Origin of the sequence: Cobetia sp. cqz5-12 (assembly GCF_016495405.1) — a bacterium.
In the GTDB taxonomy this organism is placed as follows: domain Bacteria; phylum Pseudomonadota; class Gammaproteobacteria; order Pseudomonadales; family Halomonadaceae; genus Cobetia.
In genome coordinates, this window is the sequence record NZ_CP044522.1 from 727,699 (window position 1) to 749,907 (window position 22,209).

Here is a 22,209-nt window from a genome sequence, read left to right on the forward strand (position 1 = left end):
CTGGCGCCTGCGGAGACACAACATGCAGATGCGTGAGGCGATTGGCGCCGTGATGCGCCGCCAGCACCTGAGCTATGACGACACTCATGCGGTCATGACGGCCATCATGACCGGCGAGGCGACCCAGGCGCAGATCGGGGCCTTGCTGATGGCCCTGTCGATGAAGGGCGAGACCGTCGATGAGCTGGCCGCCGCTGCCCAGGTGATGCGTGAGCTGATGACGCGCGTCACGGTGCGCGCCACCGATGCGGTGGATATCGTCGGTACCGGCGGTGATGGTGCCAACCTGTTCAATGTCTCCACGGCGGCAAGTTTCGTGGTGGCGGCCGCCGGTGGCCATGTGGCCAAGCATGGCAACCGCAGTGTCTCGTCATCCTCCGGCAGTGCGGATCTTCTCGAGTCGGCCGGCATCAATCTGGCGCTGGACGCCGAGCAGGTCGCACGCTGCATCGATGATATCGGGGTCGGCTTCATGTTCGCGCCCAACCATCACGCCGCCATGAAGCACGTGATCGGCCCGCGCCGCGAGATGGGCGTGCGTACCATGTTCAACATCCTCGGTCCGCTGACCAATCCGGCCGGCGCCACCCGTCAGGTGCTGGGTGTCTATGATGCGGCGCTGGTGCCGCTGATGGCTGAAGCGCTCAAGCGTCTCGGGGCCGAACATGTGCTGGTGGTGCACAGCGATGATGGTCTGGACGAGATCTCGCTGGCGGCTCCGACGCTGGTCAATGAGCTCAAGGATGGCGAGATCCGCGAATATCGCATCGCGCCGGAAGACTTCGGCATCGCGCGCCAGTCGCTGGATTCGCTGGCCGTCGAGACGTCTGCCGACAGTCTCAAGCTGGTGCAGCAGGCGCTGCGCGGTGATGAAGGCCCGGCCAGCGACATCGTGGCGCTCAATGCCGGTGCGGCCCTCTATGTGGCGGGCATCGCGGACAGCCTCAAGGAGGGGGTCAGCATTGCCGAGGATGTGCAGGCCAGCAAGCTGCCATTCGAGAAGATGAAGGAATTGGCGGATTTCACCCGTGTCTACGCCCAGGTCAATGATGAAGGAGCGACCCGCTGATGAGCACCGAGCAGATGACTGACAAGGCATTGCCGACCATCCTGGCCACGATTCTGGCGCGCAAGGAAGAAGAGATCGCCGAGCGCAGTGCCGCGGTGAGCGAGGCGGATCTGCAGGCCCTGATCGAGAAGCAGAGCGCGCCGCGCGGCTTCATCGCGGCGTTGACGTCGCGCATTGACCGTGGCGAGCCGGCCATCATCGCCGAGGTCAAGAAGGCGTCACCCTCCAAGGGCGTGATTCGTGAAGACTTCGAGCCCGCCGAGATTGCCGTGGCCTACGAGAAGGCCGGTGCCGCCTGTCTGTCGGTGCTCACCGATGCCGACTTCTTCCAGGGGCACGAGGACTTCATGATCGAGGCGCGCGACGCCGTCTCGATTCCGGTGATTCGCAAGGACTTCATCATTCATCCATATCAGGTGCTGGAAGCGCGTGCCATCGGCGCCGACTGCATCCTGTTGATCGTTGCGGCGCTGGACGATGCACGTCTGAGCGCGCTGTATCGTCAGGCGCGTGAGCTGGGCATGGATGTGCTGGTCGAGGTGCATGACGGCGAAGAGCTCAAGCGTGCACTGGCGCTGGGCATCGAGCTGGTCGGCATCAACAACCGTGACCTGCGCACCTTCGAGACGTCGCTGGAGACGACGTTGGATCTGTTGACCGACATGCCACAAGGCGTGCGTGTGGTCACCGAATCCGGCATTCATACCCGTGACGATGTGGCGAAGATGCGCGACAGCGGCGTTCACGGCTTCCTGGTGGGAGAAGCCTTCATGCGCTTTGATGATCCGGGTGAGAGGTTGCGGGGATTGTTCTTCGAGGATTGATGGCCCGGTACTGTCGCAATTGCTTATCTTCTGGATAACAAAAGCCCGCATGGCGATGCCGTGCGGGCTTTTTCATATCTGTCTTCTGTCGAAAGGCCTGTGGCCGCCATCCGTTACAGGGTCAGGCGTCTGTCTTGACGTTCTCGACTCCCTTGCGTGCCGTGAGCAGAGCCTCGGCGATTTCCTCGACCCCGGCGCCATGACTGTGGCGTGTTACCCAGCTGGGTTCCCAGCCGAGTGCCGCGCGGTGCTGAATGATGTTGGCCACGCCCACGGTATGGCGGAAGGTGGCAAACATCGGCGCATCATTGGGGGCATCACCGACGTACATCACCTCCTGCTCCAACTGCATGCGGTCCAGTCCGAAGGTCTCGGTGAGGACTCGCACTGACATGCGCGCCTTGTCGAACTCGCCTTGCCACGCATTGATGTGGATGGAGCTGGCGCGCGCCTGAATACCGGCAGCCGTGAAGCCGGCGATGATGGCACGAATCTCGCTCTGCGCCAGCGGGCCGACCGCCTGACAGTGGTCGACCGCGACATCGGCGAAGCGGAAGGGCTGGTCCTGGGCCAGTGCTGCGCGCGGATGGTTGAGCAGCAGCTGACGGGCGACGGTCATGACGTGGCGCTGGCGAGCGCGCAGGCGCTGCTCGTCTTCCCACCAGGTGGTGAGGATTCGCTGCCCCTGGCGGCGGAAGGCAAAGGCGCCGTTCTCACCGATCACGCTGGCGACTGGCCAGGCGCGTGCGATGTGATCGCACCAGCCCGCACAGCCGCCCGTGACGGGGATGACCTTGATGCCGGCGGCATCCAGACGCTCCAGCGCCGCCAGCGTCGATGCCGCGAGACGCCCTTCATGGGTGAGGGTGTCATCGATATCGGTCAACAGATACCGGATACCCGACAGGGTGCTGGCAGGGCAGTGGGCGAAGGCTTGCATGGTGATTCCAGAAATCCTCAGAAGGTAAATGGGGGCGCGGCTGTCATCAGCCGTGTATCCCTTCAGTATTGTCGATGCGTGTCGGCTTGCATGACGCGCCTTGGTTCAGGCAGTGAAGCGCACCGACAGACTCTGCTGGCTGGCAGCCTCCAGCGCGCTGCGATAATCGGGTTGGTGGGGCAGCTCATCGGTGACCAGCAGATCGATCTCCTCGAGCGGGGCGATACGGCACATGGCGGCGCGTCCCCACTTGCTGGCGTCGGCGACCAGAATTCGGCGCTGGGCGTGGCCGACCAGTGCACGACTGACCGCGGCTTCTTCCGGGTCGAAGTCCAGCAGCCCACCGGCATCGAGGCCGCCACAGCCGAGGACCGCGATATCGACCTGATGACGCGCGAAGAAGGCCACGGTGGCACTGCCGACCACGTCGAGATCCTGCGGGCGCAGTTGTCCTTCCGCCAACTGGACGGCGACATCCGGATGGGTCGAGAGCGCCTGCGCCACCTGCAGATTGTTGGTGATCACCCTCAGGCCGCGCCGGGCAAGCAAGGCTTCGGCGACCGCCACCACGCTGGTGCCGATGCCCAGTGCCAGGGTGGCGCCATCGGGAATCTCGGCGACCACGCTGGCGGCCATGGCCTGCTTGGCGGTTCGCGCCAGCATGATGCGCTGGGAATGTCCAAGGTTGTAGCCGCCCGGTGGGCGCTCGATGCCGCCGTGGCGACGACGCGCCAGCCCCCGCTCACACAGTACGCCCAGGTCACGCCGGATGGTCTGGGGCGTGACGTCGAAGGCGTGGGCCAGCGGATCGACCGCCAGCTGGCCCTCGCGGGCCAGCCGCTCGAGAATCTGTTGCTGGCGCGGCGTCAGTGCATCATCGATTGCGTGCTCGATGCTGCGACTGTCGCGCTCGATGCCCGGGGTCATGTCTGGGGTAGCCCTTGCGTGGTGGTGTCTTTCGGCAGAGTGGGCTGGCGGTCTTCCTCGCTGAAGATGGCCGGGTCATCGCTGATGACGGCATCCACACCCCAGGCCCAGCGCGGCGCGAAGGCGGCCGCATCATTGGGTGTGTAGCAGAGCAGCCTGTGGCCACGGCTGGTGACGGCACTGGCCGCGACCCGCGTCAGGGCGCGCCAGTCGGCATGCACGGAGCTTGCGTTCAGCTCATCGGCCAGGCTCTGCCAGTCGTCGGGGATGTCATCGTAGAGCAGGCCGATATGCACCTGCGGGTCGCGTTGTCGTGTCAGGCGCAGCGCCTGGGGGTCAAACGACGAGATGATCAGGCGTGAGGCGGGCAGGTGGGCGGTGGCCATCGGGATGGCGGCATCGACCAGCGCCTGGGCATCGTGGCCAGGACTGAGCTTGAGCTCCAGATTCAGGCGCATGTCCAGGCGTGCGATCAGCTCCAGCGCCTGCTTGAGTGAGGCCATGCGCTCACCGGCAAAGGACGCATTGAACCAGCTGCCGACATCGAAGGTCTGCACGCTGTCCCAATCGAGATTCTTGAGCTTGCCACGCCCATCCGAGCAGCGATTCACGCCGGCATCGTGCCAGATGACCGGCGTGCCGTCGCCCAGCAACTGCACGTCCAGCTCCACCCATTGAAAGCCTGCCTCATGCGCCGCCTGAATGGCGGCCAGGGTATTTTCCGGCGCATAGGCCGACAGACCGCGATGTGCGATCGCCAGGGGCAGAGACAGGGCGCTGTCAGTTGAATGTGACGATGAAATCATGGTGAATCCTCACAGAAGAATGGCATGGCTGCTCGCCACGAAGCCGCGGCGCTGATCAGCAGAAGCGAATCACTGATGCTCAGGCACGAGACTGATCAGGGCAGGTCTCAAGCATTACCATCCAATGATGACGTTATCAGGGCAAGAGGTTCAGTCGTCCCGCGATGGAATGAAAGCGGTCATTCGATGACCGTTGTCTCCTGCTCACGGGTTGCCAGACGCTTGCCGTCGGTACCGAACAGGTGCGCGCGGGCCGGGAGCACGGCCAGGCGCAGTGTCTGTTCTTCCTCGACCGCGTGTTCGCCATCCAGCCTGACCACCAGCGGCTCGCTCTGGCCTTGCAGTCGGCAGTACGCGAGGGTGTCCGCGCCCAACGGCTCGACCAGCTCGATGCGCGCCTCCAGCTCCGCGGCTCCTGTCGGCAGATCCTCATCCTTGCCCATCACCTGCAGGTGCTCGGGGCGAATGCCAAGCGTTGCATCGTCGCCGGTCGCCAAGCCTTCGCCATTCAATGCAAGCCTTGCGCCACAGGGTAGCGACAGGCTGGCCTGTGCCTGGGTGACGCTCAGGAAGTTCATCGCCGGTGAGCCGATGAAACCGGCGACGAACTGGCTGGCGGGCTGATCATAGAGCGCCATCGGCGTGCCGAACTGCTCGACATGGCCGCCATTCATCACCACCAGACGGTCGGCCAGAGTCATGGCCTCGGTCTGATCATGGGTCACGTAGACGGAGGTGACCTTGAGGCGCTTCTGCAGGCGGCGGATCTCCAGGCGCATCTGGACACGCAGCTTGGCGTCCAGATTGGAGAGCGGCTCATCGAACAGGAAGACCTGCGGCTTGCGCACGATGGCACGGCCCATGGCGACACGCTGACGCTGGCCACCGGAGAGCTGCCTGGGGCGGCGGTCGAGAAGCTCGGTCAGGCCCAGCAGTTCGGCGGCCTCGCTGACGCGGCGCTGGATCTCATCCTTGGGCGTGCGCCGGTTCCTGAGGCCGTAGGCCATGTTGTCGAACACGCTCATGTGCGGGTAGAGCGCGTAGTTCTGGAACACCATCGCGATGTCGCGCTCGGCGGGTTCCAGCTCATTGACGCGCTGGCCGTTGATCTCCAGATCGCCCTCTGAGATGTCTTCAAGCCCCGCCAGGGTGCGCAGCAGGGTCGACTTGCCACAGCCGGAAGGACCGACGATGACGATCAGCTCGCCTTCGCCGAACTCGAGATCGATGCCATGCAGGGCCTTGTAGCCATTGGGGTACTGCTTCTTGAGCTGCTTGAGCGCCAGTGTTGCCATGAGATGTGTATCCAGAGCGGTGCCGTGAGGGAAAAGTCAGTCCATCACGGCGTAACGGAATTCAGGGGGCTGCGTTTGAGATGTCGGAAGCTGACGTGCGAGGCATCACTTCTCGCTGTCGACCAGTCCCTTGATGAAGTAGCGCTGCATGAACAGGATGACGAGGACCGGCGGACCCATGGCCAGCAGCGTGGTGGCGGTGACGTCCTGCCACGGCACCAGGCCGTCGCCGGTGGTCAGCATGCGCTTGAGGCTGACGACGATGGTCAGGTAGTCGGCATCGGTGGTGATCAGCAGCGGCCACAGATACTGATTCCAGCCGTAGATGAACATGATCACGAACAGTGCCGCGATGTTGGTCTTCGACAGCGGCAGCAGGATGTCCTTGAGAAAGCGCCACGGCCCGGCGCCATCGATGCGCGCGGCCTCGACCAGTTCCGCCGGGATGGTCAGGTAGAACTGGCGCAGCAGGAAGGTCGCGGTGGCGCTGGCGATCAGCGGCAGGATCAGGCCGGCGTAGCTGTCCAGCATGTTGAGATCTGCCACCACCTTGAAGGTCGGCAGGATGCGCACCTCCACCGGCAGCATCAGGGTGATGAAGATCAGCCAGAAGCACAGCTTGCGGAAGCGGAACTCGAAGAACACGATCGCGTAGGCCGCCATCACCGAGATGATGATCTTGCCGATGGCGATACCCAGTGCCATCAGCAACGAGTTGAACAGCAGGGTCATCACGTCGGCGCCGAGACTGCTGACCGGGTCCTCCAGCAGGTGGCGATAGTTGTCCAGGCCTGCCTCGCCGATCCAGACCGGGGCGACGTTGGAGTAGAGGTCCCCCATCTCGTGGGTACTGGCGCTGAAGGCGATCCAGACCGGCAGGAAGAACAGCGCGCAGCCGACGATCAGCAGAGCATGGCTTGCGATATCAAGCCCGGGGCGGTTGTAGCGCATCAGTACTGCACCTTCTTCTCGACATACTTGAACTGGATCAGCGTCAGCACACCGACGATGATCATCAACAGCACGGACTGGGCAGCACTCGAGCCCAGGTCCTGCCCGACGAAGCCATCTTCATAGACCTTGTAGACCAGGGTGCGGGTCGAGCCGGCCGGGCCCCCCTGGGTGGTGGCATCGATGGTGCCGAAGGTCTCGAAGAAGGCGTAGACCACGTTCATCACCAGCAGGAAGAAGCTGGTCGGCGAGAGCAGCGGGAAGGTGATGGTCCAGAAACGCCGCCAGGGGCCGGCGCGGTCCATCGCGGCCGCTTCCAGCAGGCTCTTGGGAATGGCCTGGAGTCCTGCGAGGAAGAACACGAAGTTGTAGCTCATCTGCTTCCAGATCGAGGCCAGCACCACCAGCAGCATGGCCTGGTCGCCATTGAGCTTGTGGTTCCAGTCGATGCCGATGGAGGACAGCAGTGCCGGCAGAATGCCCAGCGTCGGGTCGAACAGGAACAGCCACAGTACTCCGGCGACGGCAGGTGCGACGGCGTAGGGCCAGATGAGGAAGGTCTTGTAGGTATTGGCCCCGCGCAGCACGCGGTCCGCCAATACGGCCAATCCCAGCGCCAGTGCCATGGCACCGAAGGCCACGGCAAAGGAGAAATAGGTGGTCGTCCACAGTGTCTCGAGATACTCCGGCTCGCTCAGCACGTTGACGAAGTTGCTCAGGCCGGTGAATTCCCGCGAGAGCCCGAAGGCATCCTCGACATAGAAGGCCTGCTCGATGGCCTGGTAGGCCGGCCAGAAGAAGAACACGCCAACGATGATCAGCTGGGGCGCCAGCAGGATCCATGGCGTGAAGGGGTGTCGATTGAAATGAGCCATGCAGCAGAGGTCTCGCAAGGGATGAAGGACGGATCACGTCGGCCGTGTTCGTGAGTGGCGCCTGGCGTGATCGAAATGATGGTCTCAGGCCGTGAGAGAAGGGAAAGGGCACTCGTGAGGGTGCGCTTTCCGCTCTCTGGCGATGGAGAATGGTGGGAGGGCGAGCCCTGCATGGGCCCGCCCCCGGTATGGCGATGATCAGCCGTTGGCGCGTTCGAACTTCTCGAGCAATGAGTCGCCACGCTTGACGGCGTTGTCGAGGCCGTCCTGCACGCTTTCCTTGCCGGAGAAGATCTTCTCCAGCTCTTCATTGATCACGTCGCGGATCTGCACCATGTTGCCCAGGCGCAGCCCCTTGGAGTTCTCGGTTGGCGTCGCGGAGGTCATCTGGGTGATGGCGACGTCGGTACCCGGGTTCTCGGCGTAGAAGCCTTGCTCGCGCGTCAGCTCTGCCGCGGCAGTGGTGATCGGCAGATAGCCGGTGAACTGGTGCCAGTCGGCCTGCACTTCGGGCTTGGAGAGGTACTGGAAGAACTTGGCGACGCCCTGGTATTCCTCATCGCTGTGCCCGGACAATACCCAAAGCGACGCGCCGCCGATGATGGAGTTCTGCGGCGTCTCGATCACATCGCTGTCATAGGGCAGTGGTGCCACGCCGAACTCGAAGCCCTTGGCGCTTTCCTTGACGCCGGCATAGCTGGCGGAAGAGCCCATCATCATCGCGCACTCGCCGGAGTAGAACTTGGGCGCCGCGTCATCGAAGCGGCCGCCGAACACGAAGCGCTTGTCGGCCTGCCAGTCATCGAGACGCTGGATGTGGTCGACCACGGCAGTCTTGTTGAATTCAAGACGGGTATCGGTACCGGCGAAGCCGTTGGCCTGGCTGGCGAAGGGCACGTCATTGCGTGCCGAGAAGTTCTCCAGCATCACCCAGGACGGCCAGGTAGTGGTCAGGCCACAGCTGGCGGCACCGGAATCGACGACCTTCTTGAGCGCAGCGCCCATTTCCTGCCAGGTCTGCGGGAGGGACTCGACGCCCGCCTTGGCCAGCACGTCCTTGTTGTAATAGGTCACCGGCGTGGAGGAGTTGAACGGCATCGACAGCATCTTGCCGTCGGTATCGGTGTAGTAGCCGGTGACGGCAGACAGGTAGGCGTTCGGGTCGAAGGCGGTGCCTTCCTGCGGCGCGAAGTCTGCCATCAGTTGATGCACCGGGACGATCGCGCCCTTGGCGCTCATCATGGTGGCGGTGCCGACCTCGAAGATCTGCACGATGTCAGGGCCCTTGCCAGCGCGGAAGGCGGCGATGGCGGAAGTCATGGTCTCGGAGTAGTTGCCCTTGAAGACCGGCTTGACGATGTAGTCGTCCTGACTTGCGTTGAAGTCGGCCGCGATCTCGTCGACCTTCTTGCCGAGCCCGCCACCCATGGCATGCCACCACTCGACTTCGGTGGCGGCGAGGGCACTGGCGGAGGCGGAGGCGAAACCGATGGCCAGCGCGAGGCTGGCAAGGCGACGAGTCGCGGTGGCGGTCGTGCGGGTACTTGCATGATGAGTCGGGCGGCGCATGGTCAAACTCCTGAGAGGTTCCCCTGGCCAGCTTCCGCAACAAAGAAGAAGGACGCTGGCCGCTGACGATCGATGGCGACGATCAAGTGAACATTTTCTTGTTCTTTTGATGATCGTCCGAAAAGCGTAGACGACTCTATAGCGCCCGCCTTACAACTTTGTGACAGTGAGATGTTCATTCGAGCCAGGCTGACGTCAGGACTGAACCTGGGTCGATCTTGTGACTGAGCAGCGGGTGTGGGCTGCTCTCAGGTCATCTCCGGCTGGCAGGTGAGGCGCCGGGGGCAACTCAAGGCCGGAATAAGCGGCCGGCGAGCGAGTGTGCTAGTCTTGCGCGCTGAAAATGCCTGTGGCGGAGAACGCGATGAAAGTGGTTGAAGTGAGTGCCGGTGCCCGACGTGATGCCTGTCTGGCGATGCTGTGCGCCGAAGTCCATGGCCGCGAAGGGGGTCTGGATGCGCTGGTAAGTTACGCCGGCGTGCGTGGGGTGTGGTTCGAGAATGAGATGGCGCGTCTGTTCGCGCTGGTCGACGATGCCGAGCGCATCCACTCCGCTGCGCTGCTGGTACTCGACGAGAACGCACGTGGCCTGAATCTGGCGCTGTGGGCGACGCCGACGGTGCATCGCGGTCACGACCACGGCATCGCGCTGGTCTCCCAGCTGTCAGATCATGGCCGCCTTCAGGTGCGCATCACCGACAGCTCACTGGTCAGCGTGCTGCGTCGCGCCGGCATCAACGACTGGCTTGAGGCCGAGGCCGAAGGCGATCAGCCGCGCGAGCTGGTCGGCATGAATCCGGCGGCGCGTGTCGGCAACCTGGCGGCCCTGGACGCGCCGCTGCGTCTGGACCGCGAGCGCATCAAGCGCTCCTTCAAGGCGCGCCCGAAGGACTTCGAGACCTACAAGAGCGCCTTCGTGCGTGACCTGGAGCACTTCGCGCGTCATATCTGAGGATGAGATGACGTAAGCGAATGACATGCTCCACCAAGACAAAGGCCCCGCTCAATGAGCGGGGCCTTTGTGGTTCTGCGATCGGCGGTCAGCGATCAGTTCGTGCGTCGATCACGTGGGCGTCGGCCAGTGATCAGGCGGCGTCCTGCTGCGGGTTGGAGGCGGTGCCGTCACTCGCCATCGGCTTGCGCACGAAGGCATCGAAATCGAAATGGTCGACGGTCAGCATGTCGAGTACCTCGGCTTCGAAGACACGCATGAAGTCGCCATCCTCGGCGGACAGAATGCCTGCCTCGACCGCCGCTTCGATACGCGCTTCCGGAGACAGTGCGTCGGCCGGAATCTCGCCCTTGTGGTAGGCCTTGGCCAGCGCCTTGTAGATCGGCTCGGCGCGCGGGTAGTCCTTGAGCAGCGCGTTGTAGCGGGCGAGGGCATTGTCCTTCTGGCCTTCGTCCTGCGCGTCCCAGGTATTGTCGGTCAGTTTGGCACGCAGTGCAGTGTCGGTGGAGACGGCACGGGCGATCTCGCGCGTCAGGCTATCCCTGGGCATGGCGAACTGACGACCACGCGGCAGGGCGATCACGCGCAGGGCAGTGCCGAGTGCACGGTTGGGCAGGTTGGCGAACAGCTCATCCAGTGCCTTTTCCGCGCGGTGCAGCAGCCACTGCATGCTGTAGTGGAACAGCGCCTCTTCGTGTTCGCAGGCCTCGGATTCGTGCCACTGCTTGAGCGTCAATGACGCCAGATAGAGGTTGGAGAGCACGTCGCCCAGGCGTGCCGACAGCATCTCGCGCGCCTTGAGGCTGGAGCCGAGACTTGCCATGGCCGCATCGGCGGACAGCGAGAAGGCGGCGCTGAAGCGGTTGATGTGGCTGGCGTAGGGCGTGGCGACGGCATCGAAGCCTGTGGCCTTGCCGCCGATACCGAAGCTCTGGGTGAAGGCGCGAGCCGCGTTGCCGAAGATCAGGCCTGCATGGCGGAAGAAGGCCTGGTCGAAGGCGTTCAGGTCATCGGCGTCCTTGGCGGCCAGTTCTTCCAGCACGTAAGGATGGCAGCGGATCGCGCCCTGACCGAAGATCATCAGGTTGCGGGTCATGATGTTGGCGCCTTCCACCGTGATCGAGACCGGGGTGCCGGCATAGGCCACGCCGATGTAGTTGCGCGGGCCAAGCGTCACGCCGCGTCCGCCGTGGATGTCCATGCCATCGGCCAGCAGCGAGCGGGCCATTTCGGTCAGCTGGCTCTTGAGGATGGCGGAGGGCACCGCCGGCTTGTGGCCATTGTCGATCATGTTGGCGGTGTGCAGCACCGACGCCTGGCTGATGTAGTTCATCGCGGCCATGCGTGCCAGCGGCTCCTGCACGCCTTCCATCTCGGCCACCGGCAGATTGAACTGACGACGGATGCGCGCAAAGCCGGCGCTCCAGCCCAATGCGTAGCGCGAGATACCCGCGGAGCCGGACGGCAGCGTGATGCAGCGGCCCACCGACAGACATTCGACCAGCATCTTCCAGCCCTGGCCGGCCATCTGCTCGCCACCGATCAGGTAGCTGAGCGGAATGAAGACGTCCTTGCCGAAGATCGGGCCATTCATGAACGGCGCGCCGATCGGGTGGTGACGACGGCCGATGTCCATGCCGTCGGTATCACGCGGAATCAGGGCGCAGGTGATGCCGATGTCTTCCACGTCGCCCAGCAGGTGTTCGGGGTCGAACATGCGGAAGGCCAGGCCGACCACGGTGGCGACCGGCGCCAGGGTGATCCAGCGCTTCTCGAAGTTCAGGCGGATACCGACGACTTCCTCGCCCTCATGCATGCCGCGACATACGATGCCGGTGTCCGGAATGGAGGTCGCGTCACTGCCGGCACGCGGGCCGGTCAGGCCGAAACACGGAATCTCGCGGCCATCAGCCAGACGCGGCAGGTAATAGTTCTTCTGTTCTTCGCTGCCGTACTTGAGCAGCAGCTCGCCCGGGCCGAGGGAGTTGGGCACACCGACGGTGACCATCAGTGTCTCGTTGACCGAGAGTTTCTGCAGCACCAGTGACTGGGCCTTGGCCGAGAAGCCCAAGCCACCATATTCCTTGGGAATGATCATGCCGAAGAACTTCTCGCGCTTGAGAAATTCCCACAGTTCCTCGGGCAGATCGGCACGCTCGCGGGCGATCTCCCAGCTGTTGGTCATGCCGCAGGCCGTTGAGCACTGCTGGTCGATGAAGGCCTGCTCTTCGCTGGTGATACCGTCATTGCGCTGAGCGGTCAGGGTGTCCCACTGCGGCTTGCCGGAAAAGAGCTCGGCATCCCAGAACACGGTGCCGGCTTCCAGCGCCACCTTCTCGGTGTCCGAGACCTTGGGGGAGACCTTCTTGAACATCGCGAACAGGCGCGGGCTGAGCCACTTGCTGCGCAGGGCCGGCAGGCCACACACCGCGACCAGTGCCGCGCCGATCAGCAGCAGGCAGCCCAGCACCGGCGCGTCGACCGCCAGGCCTACGATACCGATGATGGCGAGTACACCGATGGCCGCGAGGGCCCCGGCTTCGCGTGCCATGACGGCCAACAGACCGGCAACGGCGACAAGGATGAGGATGAGCTGCGTCATGGCAGGATCTCCGGGTGGCGAGGGATGGTGTCTTTGCATGGCGTTTCTACAGCGTAGCAGCTATGCGTTTAGAACAGTTGTTTGAATTCTCTTCAGCGTATCCCATGTTGCCCGACCCTGCAGTACGTCCAAGGTCTAAGGTGTGCGGATTCATTCTCGAAAAGGGCAGTCGCCCGGGGGAGGCAGTCGGCGAGCGCCAGACTGGAGTGAGTGAAAGCTGTCTGACAGGCATGAAAAAGGCCCCGCAATGCGGGGCCTTGGACGATCGATAACGCTTGCGTGCGTGAGGTCAGACTACCTGTCTCAGGCGTTGACTCGCACTGGCTCTGGCGTTGATCAGTGCTCAGTCATTGATCAGTGCTCAGCCATTGATCGGAGCTCAACCATTTATCGGAGCAGAGTCGATCTTGCGCTTGGCGGGCTGCTTGGCCGGTGTGCCCGGCTCGACCACGAAGTAGTCGGCGTCGGACGGCGGCAACGGCGCGCGGCCGCGAATCTTGTCAGCCATCTTCTCCGCCAGCATGATCGTCGGCGCGTTCAGGTTGCCGGTGGGGATGACCGGGAACAGCGAGGCATCGACGACGCGCAGGTTGTCGAGACCATGCACGCGACCGGCACCATCGACCACCGAAGTCTCGTCACTGCCCATGCGGCAGCTACCGCATGGGTGGTAGGCCGTCTCGGCGTGATTGCGCACGTATTCATCAAGCTGCTCATCCGTCTGGACGTCAGCGCCCGGTGCCAGTTCGCGGCCACGGTAATCGTCCAGTGCCGGCTGAGCGATGATCTCGCGAGTCAGGCGAATGGCGGCGCGGAACTCTTCCCAGTCACGCTCCTCGGCCATGTAGTTGAAGAAGATCGACGGCGCGGCCTTGGGATCGAGTGAGGTCAGGCGAACGCGGCCCTTGCTCTGGGAGCGCATGGAGCCGACGTGTGCCTGGAAGCCGTGGCCCTGCACCGCACTCTTGCCGTTGTAGCTGATCGCGATCGGCAGGAAGTGATACTGCAGGTTCGGCCAGGCCTCGCTGGCATCGCTGCGAATGAAACCGGCAGCCTCGAACTGGTTGCTGGCACCCACTCCAGTCCCCTTGAGCATCCACTCCAGGCCGATGGGCGGTTGGTTGTACCACTTGAGGGACGGGTAGAGCGAGATCGGCTTGGTGCACTCGTATTGGATGTAGAGCTCGAGGTGATCCTGCAGGTTCTCGCCCACGCCCGGCAGGTGGTGGACCATCTTCACGCCCAGCGGCTCGAGGTGCTCACGATTGCCGACGCCGGAGCGCTGCAGGATCTGCGGCGAGGCGATGGCGCCAGCGCACAGCAGCACTTCCTTGCGCGCACGCACGCGGTGGTCCTGACCCTTGCGCTCATACTTCACGCCGACCGCCGTCTTGCCCTCGAACAGGATGACGTCGGTAGTGGCACGTGTCTCGATGGTCACGTTGGAGCGCTTCTTGGCGGTATCCAGATAGCCGCGCGCGGTGGAGGCGCGACGGCCTTCCTTTGTCACGAAGCGGTCCATCGGGCCGAAGCCTTCCTGCTGGTAGCCGTTGACGTCTTCGGTGGCCGGATAGCCCGCCTCGATGCCTGCCGCGATGAAGGCGTGATAGAGCTCGTTGTTGTCCTGCTTGGGCGTGGTGACCGACACCGGGCCGTCGCCGCCATGGTAGTCATTCGGGCCGATATCGCGCGTCTCGCACTTGCGGAAGTAGGGCAGGCACTCACGATAGTTCCAGTCGGCCAGGATGGGGTCCTTGGCCCAGTTGTCGTAATCCAGCGCGTTGCCGCGGATGTAGCACATGCCGTTGATCAACGAGGAGCCACCCAGACCCTTGCCGCGGCCACATTCCATGCGACGGTTGTTCATGTGTGGCTCGGGATCGGTCTTGAAGTCCCAGTTGTAGCGCTGTCCCTGCAGCGGGTAGGCCAGGGCGGCGGGCATCTGGGTACGGAAGTCGAAGCGGTGGTCGCGGCCACCGGCTTCCAGCAACAGCACGCTGACGTCGGAATCTTCGCTCAGGCGGGTGGCCAGCACGTTGCCGGCACTGCCGGCACCGATGATGACGTAGTCGTATTCACGCTCGAATTGGCTCATGAAATCTCCTTTCGTATCAGATGCCACATGCGGGCGCAGGACGCCCCGTCGACGACGAGGGGTGGCCACTGCCGGGCGGATGGATACGGTGATGTGTCTGTGAAGAGTCGTCGGGGCACCGCATGACAGCAAGCTGCCATCGGAAGCTCAACGACTCATCGGAATTCGGGCACTGCGCGCGGCTCTGGCGAGCGACGCGGCGTGCAGCCGGCATGGCGAGTGTTCGACATGCCGGCAGGTGGGGCATCTGGCGCGTTGTCGTACTTGAGGTCCGGTGCTTGGGGTTTGGTCTTGAAACCCGGCCTTGAAACCCGGTCTTGAAGCCCGGTCTTGAGTTCCGGTACTTCAGCCTCTGGCGCCAGAGGGTACTGCTGTCATCAGGCCTTGTGACCAGTGATGGCTCAGAAGGCGGACTCGAACGGGCCCATCTCGATCAGCACGGACTTGGTCTGGGTGTAGTGAGACAGCGTCTCGACACCGTTCTCGCGACCGATACCGGACTGCTTGTAGCCGCCGACCGGCATTTCGGACGGCGACTCGCCCCAGGTGTTGACCCAGCAGATACCGGCTTCGAGCTGGTGGATCACGCGATGCGCGCGGTTCAGGCTTTCGGTGAACAGGCCAGCCGCCAGGCCATAGGTGGTGTCGTTGGCACGACGGATGACTTCCTCTTCGCTGTCGAAGGACAGGATGGACATCACCGGACCGAAGATCTCTTCCTGCACGATGCGCATGTCATCGCTGCAGTCGGTGTAGACGGTCGGCGCGACCCAGGCGCCCTTGGCGAAGTCGCCTTCGTTCATGCGCTCGCCGCCGACCAGCAGACGTGCGCCGTCCTGCTTGGCGATCTCCAGATAGGAGACGACCTTGTCCAGGTGCTCGAAGCTGACCAGCGGACCGAAGGTAGTGGCGCGGTCCTGCGGGTCGCCGGCCTTGATGCGCGCGACGCGCTCGACGATCTTCGCCTCGAATTCAGCCTTGACGCTGGCTTCGACGAACACGCGGGTACCGTTGGTGCACACCTGACCGGAGCTGTAGAAGTTGGCCATCATGGCGCCGTCGGCGGCACGGTCGAGGTCGGAATCCGCGAACACCAGCAGCGGGGACTTGCCACCCAGCTCCATGGTGACTTCCTTGAGGCTGGAAGAGGCGGACGCGGACATGACCTTCTTGCCGGTACCGGCTTCCCCGGTGAAGGAGATCTTGGCGATATCCGGGTGCTCGGTGAGCATCACGCCGACGCGGGCATCGCCCTGCACGACGTTGAACACGCCGTCCGGCAGGCCGGCTTCGGTGAAGATCTCGGCCAGCTTCAGTGCGCTCAGCGGCGTGACTTCGCTGGGCTTGAAGACCATGGCGTTGCCGGCAGCGAGGGCCGGGGCAGACTTCCAGCAGGCGATCTGGATCGGGTAGTTCCAGGCACCGATGGCACCGATGACGCCCAGCGGCTCCTTGCGGGTATAGACGAAGGCTTCCTGACGCAGCGGCATCTGGCTGCCTTCGATGGCCGGCGCGAGGCCCGCGTAGTACTCGAGTGCATCGGCACCGGTGACGATGTCGACCGCTTCGGTCTCGGACAGCGGCTTGCCGGTGTCGAGAGTCTCGAGCAGCGCCAGTTCGTCGTTGCGCTCGCGCAGCAGGTCCACGGCGCGACGCAGGATGCGTGAACGCTCCATGCCGGTCATCGCGGCCCACACCTTCTGCCCCTGCAGGGCGCTTTCGACGGCGGTATCGACGTCGGCACCGCTGGCCTGCTGGATCTCGGCGATGACTTCGCCGGTGGCCGGGTTGACGGTCTCGAAGGTCTCGCCGGAGGTAGCCTCGACCCGACGGCCACCGATGTAGAGGGTCTGGGTCGGGAAGCTTGCGTTGCCGTTAGCCATGCGTGCGCTCCTTACTGGGTTCAGGGGAAGTGGGGGAGTCTGTCGCGTTCAGGGATACTGCCATGTGACGTGTCAGCTGGTAGTCAGCGTATTCGTAGGCGAGGCGGCGTGCGCGCTCGACATCGAGGCCGGTCGGGTCCAGCGTACCGCGCAACCACAGGCCGTCGATCAATGCGGCCAGTCCTGCCGCGGCATCACGTGCCTCGTTCAGCGGCATGCAGCGGCGGAAGAGCGCACACAGATTGGAGATCAGGCGCCTGTCGTTGACCCGCTGCAGGCGTTCCAGCGGAATGCGGTGCATGCTGGAGGCCCAGAAGGCCAGCCAGGTCTTGGACACGCTCTGACTGACCTGGCTGCGGTCAAAGTTGCCGTCGATCACCGCGCGCAGATGGCTGCGGACGTCGTCGTCGGCCAGTGCGGCGCGACGCTCACTGACGGCGCTGCGCAGGTCAGTGAGAATCTGGCGCATGGTGGCTTCCATCAAGCCATCCTTGCCGCCGAAATAGTGGCTGATGATACCGGTGGACACGCCTGCGTGACGGGCAATGCGGGCCACGGTCGCGTCGGCGAGTCCTGCCTCATCGATGGCTTGCATGGTGGCCTGGATCAACTGGCGGCGGCGGATAGGTTCCATTCCCACTTTGGGCATCAACGGAGTCCTTTTCGTTTATCGGGTCGGTGTGACACTGGGTGTGGCCATGGTACTGGATCATCACCGGTTTGCCGCGAGCGCTGCACCATGCTGTCGTGTGAAAAGTTTTTATTGAACGTTCAATTAACAAAAAGTGTAGAGGCTGATTCTCGATGCGTCAAGTTGAGGCAAGGCGGGGCAGGCAGGAGGCAGTCACAGGAGAATCAAAAGGACAGACGGGCGAGTCATCGAGGGCAGGTAGCGGGTAGCGACAGGCGGGCGTGAAAGTCAGTGGGTTGACGGGGCCGGTTGGTAAAAGCGTTACAGTGCGGTAGAACAAGGAGGGGCAGCATGTCGATCTCAACGTAGGTTGAACGTTGCACCGACGCTCGAGAGTTGAATGACAACGAACAATAAAACAAGGGGTTAGCATGAAACGATCACCTGGTAAGGTGCTGTTGGCACTGGGCGTCATCGCCGTGCCGGTCATGGTGAATCAGGCCCAGGCCGCCGTGTCGGAGGAATGTCGCACGGTACGTTTCGCCGAAGTCGGCTGGACGGACATCACGGCCACCACCGCCCTGACGCGTGCCGTGCTGGAGGGGCTGGGCTATGAAACGACCTCTGACACCATCTCGGTGCCGATCGCCTATGCCGGCATGAAGAATGATGATTTCGATGTCTTCCTGGGCAACTGGATGCCGTCGATGGCCTCCATCAGTGACCCTTACATCGACAAGGGGCAGGTCGATCGCCCGCGCGCCAATCTCCAGGGCGCGAAATACACCCTGGCGGTGCCGCAGTATGTACTGGATGCCGGCGTGACCTCGGTGGCGGACCTTGCCGACAACCTCGAGAAGTTCGATGGTCGCATCTACGGAATAGAGGCGGGCAACGACGGCAACATGATCATTGCCGACATGATTGATGACGATGCCTTCGGCATGGGCGAGTTCGAGATGATCGACTCCTCGGAAGCCGGCATGCTGGCGGAAGTGAAGTCGAAGATTGCCGCCAAGGAGTGGGTCGTGTTTCTCGGCTGGGAACCGCACCCGATGAATACCCGCTTCGAGATGGGCTATCTGGAAGGGGCCGATGATTACTTCGGGCCGAATCTGGGGGGGGCGACGGTATATACCAATACCCGCGCGGGCTACAGCGAGGCATGCACCAACGTCGGGGCCCTGCTTTCCAATCTCGAGTTCACCCTGGAGATGGAAAACCAGCTGATGGGCGACATCATGGATGGCGGCGAAGATCCGGATGACGCGGCGGCCAGTTGGCTCAAGCAGAACCCGCAGGTGCTGGAGGCCTGGCTCAAGGGAGTCGAGACCGTGGAGGGCGAGCCTGGCCTTGCCGCGGTGAAGACCTCGCTGGGTATCTGATCGGCCCGTCGGGCTCGCCTGTTGGGCTTTTGATAAAAAGTGCTTGCAATTCAGCAGCCTGACCTGCAATATACGCCTCGTCGTGTGGCTACATAGCTCAGCTGGTTAGAGCACATCACTCATAATGATGGGGTCCCCTGTTCAAATCAGGGTGTAGCCACCAGTGATTCCAAGGCCTGCATCCGTGCGGGCCTTGTCACATCTGGATGTCGCTTCGTGCGCTTTCGGAGGTGGATCCGGCAGGAGGAATCGAGCGAGTTCTGCGGTGGTCTGAATGGCCGAAGGTGGTTGACGCCATTGAGTATTTCCGTATAATTCGTCGCGTGTTCAAGGTTGTTCCTCGATAGCTCAGTTGGTAGAGCAAATGACTGTTAATCATTGGGTCACAGGTTCGAGTCCTGTTCGAGGAGCCAATAGCACATGCAGCATGCTTGAAATGTCGGCCTGATAGCATCCATGATGATGTCACTGACAGATGGATTTCCGGTCGTTCCTCGATAGCTCAGTTGGTAGAGCAAATGACTGTTAATCATTGGGTCACAGGTTCGAGTCCTGTTCGAGGAGCCAATCCAAGGCTTCCTGCCAATGCCGGAAATGACGCTGATAGATGAATTTCTCGTCGTCAGCTTCGATATCGCCCTGATATCGATCGATATTTTTGTTGTTCCTCGATAGCTCAGTTGGTAGAGCAAATGACTGTTAATCATTGGGTCACAGGTTCGAGTCCTGTTCGAGGAGCCAATATCACTTCCCTGCTTCCCCTCGTGTTCTCCGTTGGTCGCACCACCGCTGTCTGAGCATTGCCTGTTGGTTCCGTTCGCCAGCCCTGCTCGCCAGTCTGCTCCTGCTACGTATCCTGCTTCGGCATTTCGTGCGTTCTGTCTCGAGAGCGTGTTCCCGCGTCGCCAGCATTCTGCTGTCATCCTCTGCGCGGCAGCTGCCTGGCGCTGCGATACATGCCATTTCGTTTCTGCTGCTACGTTTTCTGTCTTGTCGTTGCTGCGTATGCGTTGCTGCCTGTGTGTTGTTATGCACGCGTTGCTGCCTCGCGCGGCCGTGATGCTGCGTGCTACAGGCTCTCTTGGTGGCATGAAAAAGCCCCTGCGCTCGGTGTTGCGTGAGAGCAGGGGCCTTGGCGGTCGACCGTATCCATCAGGCGGCGGTCGTGGTGTGAGTCACGAGAGTCTAGCGATCCCCGGTGAGGTGGGCGTAGTCGAGCAGGATCTCGGCACTTTCCTGAAGCTGGGCCTGATCGATCGGGTCCTTGGCTTCCTTGTCGCTGCTGCCTTCTTCGAGATCGGCTTCCTGCTCCAGGTCGCTCTCTGGAGAAGAGATATGGTCGCTGGCAGCATCGAGTTCGGCAAAGCTTGCCAGTGGCTCGAGATTGAGTGCGCGACGGCGCTTGTTTTCCAGTGCCAGCTGCTCGGCTTCCTGGGCATCCATCTCGCGTTTGCGCTGCTCACGATTGAGGCTGATGCTGGTCTGCTGCGCGCGCAGTGCCTTTGACAGCGCGACTTCGCTCTTCAGATAGCTGAAGTTGGGCTCTTGCTCGACGCGGCTCTGATGGCGGGCGCGCAATGCGGCTAGATAGCGTGCCGGATCACCGTAGCGGCGATACTTCACCGGGCGTACCTGATCCCAGGGCAGTGCGTAGTCGAGGCTGGATTCGCCGATCTCCTGCGGGTCGATGACGCTTGGGAAGGCGATGTCCGGCTTGACGCCCTTGTTCTGGGTCGAGTCGCCGGAGATGCGATAGAACTTGGCGCGGGTCAGCTTGATCTCGCCTTCGCTCAGCGAGGAGATGGTCTGCACCGTCCCCTTGCCGAAGGTCTGGCTGCCGAGAATCGGGCCGCGGCCGTAGTCCTGGATCGCGCCGGCGAAGATTTCGGATGCCGAGGCCGAGAGGCGGTTGACCAGCACGGTCAGCGGGCCGTCATAGTGGGTGCCGGCATCGGTATCGCCGTAGAGGCTGATACGGCCGCGTGCGTCGCGCACCTGCACGGTGGGGCCGCGATCGATGAACAGGCCGATCATCGAGTTGGCTTCCTGCAGGGCACCGCCACCGTTGTTGCGCAGATCGAGAATGATGCCTTCCACCTGCTTGGCCTTCAGTTCGTCGATCAGGCGCGCCACGTCGCGGGTGGTGCTGCGATAGTCGTCTTCACCGGCCTGCCAGGCATCGAAGTCGACATAGAAGGCGGGCACGTGAATGACACCGATCCTGTGGACGCCGTCATCGCGCTTGACGTCGATGACCTTGGCATTGGCGGCCTGGTCCTCAAGCTTGACGGTGTCGCGGGTGATATCCAGTTCACGCGTCTTGGTGACATCCAGCGACTGGGCCGGAATCACTTCCAGGCGCACGACGGAGCCCTTCGGGCCGCGGATCAGGTCCACGACGTCATCCAGGCGCATGCCGACCACGTTGGTCCACTCGCTGTCGCCCTGACCCTGGCCGACGGCCACGATGCGATCGGCCGGCTTGAGCTCGCCATCCTTCTCGGCAGGGCCGCCGGGTACGAGGCTCGAGACCTTGACGTATTCGCCTTCGGATTGCAGCAGGGCGCCGATGCCGTCCAGTGACAGCTTCATCTGGATATCGAAGGATTCGCCCTGGCGCGGCGAGAAGTATTCGCTGTGCGGGTCGATGCTGCCGGTCACGGCATGCATCACCAGCGTCAGGATATCCTCATCGTTGGTCTGCTTGATGCGCTTGAGCTGGTTGGAATAGCGCTCGCTGAGCGTCTTGGCGATCTCGTCATCGCTCTTGTCGGACAGCGACATCGACAGCCAGGCGTTCTTGAGGCGCTTGCGCCACAGCTCGTCGAGCTCCTGCTCGCTGTCGGCCCACGGGCTGTCCTTGCGGTCCAGCGCCAGGCGATCATCCTTGTCGAAATCGAAGCTCGGCTTGGCGTCCAGCGTCTTCACCAGCCAGGTGAGGCGTGCGGTAAGGCGCTGCTGATAGCGCTCGTAGAGGCCATAGATGCGTTCGAGATCACCATCGACCATGGCGTCGTCGAAATCGTGACGCAGGTCGCTGAACTCGCTGATGTCCGCATCCAGCAGATAGGCTTTCTGGGGGTCGAGAGTCTTGAGGTATTGCGTAAAGGCGCGGTTGGCCCAGTGGTCATCCAGGGTCACATCTTCGTAATGCCCATAGCGCAAAGACTCGGCAACTTCGCGAGCAGCCTGTGCATCGGCGTCAGTAGGGGTGACCGCGGCACTGGCAGGGCCGGCCATGGCAAGACACAGGGCAACGAATGCCGTGCGCCGGACGTTTGCGAACAGGCTCATCAATGAAGCACTCCCGATTCATGTACACTCTGCTCCCTGAACGACCTCCCCGCAGGGGGTCGAGCGGGCATTGTAGCAGTCTCACGCACCATACACAGTTGTCTGGCGTTG

General features: G+C 62.8%; 16 protein-coding genes and 4 tRNA genes. 8 read left to right on the forward strand and 12 right to left on the reverse strand.

The features are described 5' to 3' along the window. The first annotated feature begins 22 nt into the window (after positions 1-22). Together trpD and trpC are read left to right on the forward strand one after the other, a co-directional pair. A complete protein-coding gene (gene trpD / locus F8A90_RS03080) occupies positions 23-1,069 on the forward strand; it encodes an anthranilate phosphoribosyltransferase (protein WP_200018913.1) in 1,047 nt (348 codons plus the stop codon). A 14-nt stretch (positions 1,070-1,083) separates the two neighbouring features. Beyond that, positions 1,084-1,893 carry an indole-3-glycerol phosphate synthase TrpC gene (gene trpC / locus F8A90_RS03085; RefSeq protein ID WP_200019862.1) on the forward strand — a complete coding sequence of 270 codons (810 nt, stop codon included), beginning with the start codon at positions 1,084-1,086 and terminating at the stop codon, positions 1,891-1,893. Between the two features lie 121 nt (positions 1,894-2,014). On the opposite strand, the gene F8A90_RS03090 is transcribed toward trpC, so the two are convergent. The 7 genes from F8A90_RS03090 to ugpB all read right to left on the reverse strand — a co-directional run bounded on the left by F8A90_RS03090 (position 2,015) and on the right by ugpB (position 9,256). Further along, the gene (locus F8A90_RS03090) at positions 2,015-2,833 is read right to left on the reverse strand and encodes an HAD-IIB family hydrolase (RefSeq protein WP_200018915.1); all 819 of its coding nucleotides are present in this window, start codon (positions 2,831-2,833) and stop codon (positions 2,015-2,017) included. Positions 2,834-2,938: 105 nt separating this feature from the next. Then, positions 2,939-3,760, reverse strand: coding sequence for a DeoR/GlpR family DNA-binding transcription regulator (locus F8A90_RS03095; protein WP_166019122.1), 822 nt, complete (start codon positions 3,758-3,760; stop codon positions 2,939-2,941). Then, positions 3,757-4,566: a glycerophosphoryl diester phosphodiesterase gene (locus F8A90_RS03100; protein ID WP_200018917.1), complete on the reverse strand. Its 810-nt coding sequence runs from the start codon at positions 4,564-4,566 to the stop codon at positions 3,757-3,759. The genes F8A90_RS03095 and F8A90_RS03100 overlap by 4 nt, the downstream gene beginning before the upstream one ends. A 179-nt stretch (positions 4,567-4,745) precedes the next feature. Next, on the reverse strand, positions 4,746-5,861 hold the full coding sequence (locus tag F8A90_RS03105; protein WP_200018919.1) for a sn-glycerol-3-phosphate import ATP-binding protein UgpC: 1,116 nt from the start codon (positions 5,859-5,861) through the stop codon (positions 4,746-4,748). A gap of 105 nt (positions 5,862-5,966) precedes the next feature. Continuing rightward, positions 5,967-6,812 (reverse strand): sn-glycerol-3-phosphate ABC transporter permease UgpE, encoded by an 846-nt coding sequence (gene ugpE, locus F8A90_RS03110; protein ID WP_166019125.1) that lies wholly within the window; start codon positions 6,810-6,812, stop codon positions 5,967-5,969. Further along, on the reverse strand, positions 6,812-7,687 hold the full coding sequence (ugpA, locus tag F8A90_RS03115; RefSeq protein ID WP_200018922.1) for a sn-glycerol-3-phosphate ABC transporter permease UgpA: 876 nt from the start codon (positions 7,685-7,687) through the stop codon (positions 6,812-6,814). Before ugpA ends, ugpE begins: the two co-directional genes overlap by 1 nt. 198 nt (positions 7,688-7,885) lie before the next feature. After that, on the reverse strand, positions 7,886-9,256 hold the full coding sequence (ugpB, locus tag F8A90_RS03120; protein ID WP_166019127.1) for a sn-glycerol-3-phosphate ABC transporter substrate-binding protein UgpB: 1,371 nt from the start codon (positions 9,254-9,256) through the stop codon (positions 7,886-7,888). A 364-nt stretch (positions 9,257-9,620) separates the two neighbouring features. Here ugpB and F8A90_RS03125 point away from each other — a divergent pair, with 364 nt between their 5' ends. Further along, positions 9,621-10,208 carry a hypothetical protein gene (locus F8A90_RS03125; RefSeq protein WP_166019128.1) on the forward strand — a complete coding sequence of 196 codons (588 nt, stop codon included), beginning with the start codon at positions 9,621-9,623 and terminating at the stop codon, positions 10,206-10,208. A gap of 133 nt (positions 10,209-10,341) precedes the next feature. On the opposite strand, the gene F8A90_RS03130 is transcribed toward F8A90_RS03125, so the two are convergent. From F8A90_RS03130 to betI, 4 genes are all read right to left on the reverse strand, one after another. After that, positions 10,342-12,810 (reverse strand): acyl-CoA dehydrogenase, encoded by a 2,469-nt coding sequence (locus tag F8A90_RS03130; RefSeq protein WP_200018924.1) that lies wholly within the window; start codon positions 12,808-12,810, stop codon positions 10,342-10,344. Positions 12,811-13,189: 379 nt separating this feature from the next. Continuing rightward, positions 13,190-14,905, reverse strand: coding sequence for a choline dehydrogenase (betA, locus tag F8A90_RS03135; RefSeq protein WP_200018926.1), 1,716 nt, complete (start codon positions 14,903-14,905; stop codon positions 13,190-13,192). Between the two features lie 401 nt (positions 14,906-15,306). Next, complete coding sequence (gene betB / locus F8A90_RS03140; RefSeq protein ID WP_200018928.1) at positions 15,307-16,788, reverse strand: betaine-aldehyde dehydrogenase; 1,482 nt, start codon at positions 16,786-16,788, stop codon at positions 15,307-15,309. Then, positions 16,781-17,437, reverse strand: coding sequence for a transcriptional regulator BetI (gene betI, locus F8A90_RS03145; RefSeq protein ID WP_200018930.1), 657 nt, complete (start codon positions 17,435-17,437; stop codon positions 16,781-16,783). Before betI ends, betB begins: the two co-directional genes overlap by 8 nt. Before the next feature lie 413 nt (positions 17,438-17,850). Here betI and F8A90_RS03150 point away from each other — a divergent pair, with 413 nt between their 5' ends. From F8A90_RS03150 to F8A90_RS03170, 5 genes are all read left to right on the forward strand, one after another. Next, entirely contained in the window at positions 17,851-18,804 is a 954-nt protein-coding gene (locus F8A90_RS03150) for a choline ABC transporter substrate-binding protein (RefSeq protein ID WP_442778884.1), read from the forward strand. A gap of 86 nt (positions 18,805-18,890) precedes the next feature. Continuing rightward, positions 18,891-18,967, forward strand: a tRNA-Met gene (locus F8A90_RS03155). Between the two features lie 174 nt (positions 18,968-19,141). Continuing rightward, positions 19,142-19,217: transfer RNA gene (locus F8A90_RS03160), tRNA-Asn, on the forward strand. A 78-nt stretch (positions 19,218-19,295) separates the two neighbouring features. Then, a tRNA-Asn gene (locus tag F8A90_RS03165) sits at positions 19,296-19,371 on the forward strand. Positions 19,372-19,469: 98 nt separating this feature from the next. Beyond that, a tRNA-Asn gene (locus F8A90_RS03170) sits at positions 19,470-19,545 on the forward strand. Between the two features lie 444 nt (positions 19,546-19,989). Here the strand turns inward: F8A90_RS03170 and F8A90_RS03175 are convergent. Beyond that, complete coding sequence (locus F8A90_RS03175) at positions 19,990-22,098, reverse strand: carboxy terminal-processing peptidase (protein ID WP_200018932.1); 2,109 nt, start codon at positions 22,096-22,098, stop codon at positions 19,990-19,992. Positions 22,099-22,209: the final 111 nt, after the last annotated feature.